The sequence below is a fragment of the Stenotrophomonas sp. MH181796 genome, assembly GCF_009659995.1.
Taxonomy (GTDB): Bacteria; Pseudomonadota; Gammaproteobacteria; order Xanthomonadales; family Xanthomonadaceae; genus Stenotrophomonas; species Stenotrophomonas riyadhensis.
Genome location: NZ_RAHU01000020.1, coordinates 1 through 2,463 on the forward strand (window position 1 = coordinate 1; position 2,463 = coordinate 2,463).

General features: G+C 66.3%; 1 protein-coding gene and 1 pseudogene. Both read right to left on the minus strand.

Going from position 1 to position 2,463, the window contains the following annotated elements; all coding sequences use genetic code 11:
- Positions 1-1,330 (minus strand): cache domain-containing protein (locus D5301_RS23915; RefSeq protein ID WP_153857076.1); only part of this gene is annotated, 1,330 nt, incomplete at its 3' end.
- A gap of 758 nt (positions 1,331-2,088) precedes the next feature.
- Positions 2,089-2,463, minus strand: a pseudogene (locus D5301_RS23920) (methyl-accepting chemotaxis protein); the annotation flags it as partial.

Genomic DNA, 2,463 nt, shown 5'->3' on the forward strand with positions numbered 1-2,463 from the left:
TGGTGTTGGCGTCGTCACGCATGCGCGCGAACACGCCCTGGTAGTCACCGTGCATGCGCGCGGTCAGGTCACCCTCGGCGATGGCCGACAGCAGCTGCGAGAGCTTGCCGAGGTTGTCATCGCTGACCGCCATCATCGCGTTGAGGTTTTCCAGCATCAGGCGGAAATCGTGATCGAAGCGCTGTGCGTCGCCACGGCGGCTGAAGTCGCCGGCCGCGGCGGCGCTGGCCAGCTGCTTGATCTCGGCGTTGATGCGGCCGAGGTTGGCCTTGACCGTATCGACGGTGGTGGTCATCGCGGCTTTTTCGCCGGGGTAGCGCGCGATATCGCGGCTGAGGTCGCCGACCGCGTACTGCTGGACCACGTCCAGCACGTCGTGCAGGGTCTGCACGTGGCCGCCGACCAGCGCATTGGTTTCCTGCACCATCAGCCCGTACTCGCCGGGGAAGGCGCTGGCGTCGATGCGGTAGCTCAGTTCGCCGGCATCGTGGCGGCGGGCCATCTCGCGCTGGCCACTGATCACCGCGTGCAGCTGCTGCTGCATGCCGGACATCGCCTCCAGCAGTCGGCCGGTTTCGTCATGCGGCTGCGGGCCGATGTGGCTGTCCAGCCTGCCACCGGCGATACCCTCGGCCACGGCCGTGGCCTGCTTCAGCGGCACGGCGATGCGGTTGCCGATGACCCAGCTCAGGGCCAGCACGATCAGCACCAGCACGCCACCAGAGACGGCCATGATGGCGGTGAACACCAACGCCTGCTTCTGCACGTCGTCCATGTAGACGCCGCTGCTGACCACCCAGTTCCAGGGCGCAAACAGGCCGGCGTAGGCGACCTTCTCGACGTCGCCCTTGCTGCCCGGCTTGGCCCAGCGATAGTTGACGAAGCCACCGCCGGCCTTGGCCGCTTCGACCTGGTCGTAGTAGATCCGCACGCCGTCGTCGGTGCGGAAGTCCTTCATGTCCTTGCCGACCAGGTCCTTGCGGAACGGGTGCATCAGCAGGCGGTAGCCGGTGTCGTAGATGTTGAAGTAATACGTATCGTTCTCGGCGCGCATGACTTCCAGTGCCTGCAGCGCAGCGCTCTTGGCGGCCTCTTCGCTGAGTTCGCCGGTACCGGCCAGGCGGTGGTAGTGCTGCAGGATGCCGTAGCTCAGTTCGACCTGGGTCTTCAGCGCGGTCTTGCGGGTCTCGGTCAGGTCCAGGTACTGCATGCGGGCGGCGATCACCGAGAGCGCGATCACGCCGAGCGCGATGAGCAGCGTCAGCAGGTTGAGCTTGCGCCGGACGGAGAGGTTGCTGAAGTAGTGTTGCCAGCGATGCATGAGATTCATCGAGCAGGACCAGGTCGAAACGGGCGGGCGGCGCCGAGCCGGTCACAGCGGGACAAGCGGTGACAACCCCGTTATCGGCCGCGCGGGCGGGGGATTGAGGTGCGGTGTTCGAACGTATTCAGGTTTCCTTGCAGCGGCGGCTGCGGCGCTGCCTGCGGCAGGCTTTTGAAGCGACGGCAACGGCAACAGCAACAGCAACAGCAACAGCAACAGCGGTCGGTCGGCGCTGGATTGTCAGTAAGTGGCTGGGCCGGGGGGGGCAGGCAGCACACGCCGTAAACCCGTCCTTGGGGGCTCGATGGCGCCATCCATGGCGCCAACGGTCCTGCCTACCCACCCCGGCCCAGCCTTCTCGGCATTTCGGTGTCGGACGGAAAGAGCGTTGGGTTTCCAAGTGGAAAGAGGGGTCAGATCCGTTTTCCTGCGGAAAACGGATCTGACCCCGGAAGCGGTGTGGCTGTTGCTGTTGCTCTTGCTCTTCTTTCTTCAATCCGGGGTGGACGCGCACGGAAAGTGTCCGTGGCCGGGAGGGTGGGTTGCGCAGGGGCGTAAGCGCCATGGATGGCGCGCCCGAGCCTACAAGGACGTATTCACGGCGGCCCCTGCGCAGCCCACCCTCCCGGCCAACCCTCAGTAGTCACGCGCCTACCGCGACCACCCCGAGGGGCATCGCCGTTGGCTGGATATCCAGATACCCCGTAAACGAAAACGCCCCGGCGCAGGGCCAGGGCGTTCTCGTGCGTCAGGTCAGGCAGACATCAGAACTCCTGCCAGTCTCCGTCGGCCAGTTCGGTGGCCATCGGGCGACCACCGGCGGTGCGGCGGGCCGGCGGGGCGACCGGGGCCGGTGCGGCAGGTGCGGCAGCACGCGGGGCCGGGGCAGCGGCGATGCGCGGGGCAACCACCGTCTCGGCTTCGTCCACCACGAAGATCGACACCGCTTCGCTGAGGTGGCCGGCCTGTTCTTCCATCGCACGTGCGGCGGCGGTGGCTTCTTCCACCAGCGCAGCATTCTGCTGGGTGGTTTCGTCCATCTGCACCACGGTCTGGTTGACCTGCTCGATGCCAGCACTCTGTTCCTGCGAAGCCGCGGAGATCTCGGCCATGATGTCGGTCACGCGCTGCACCGAGGC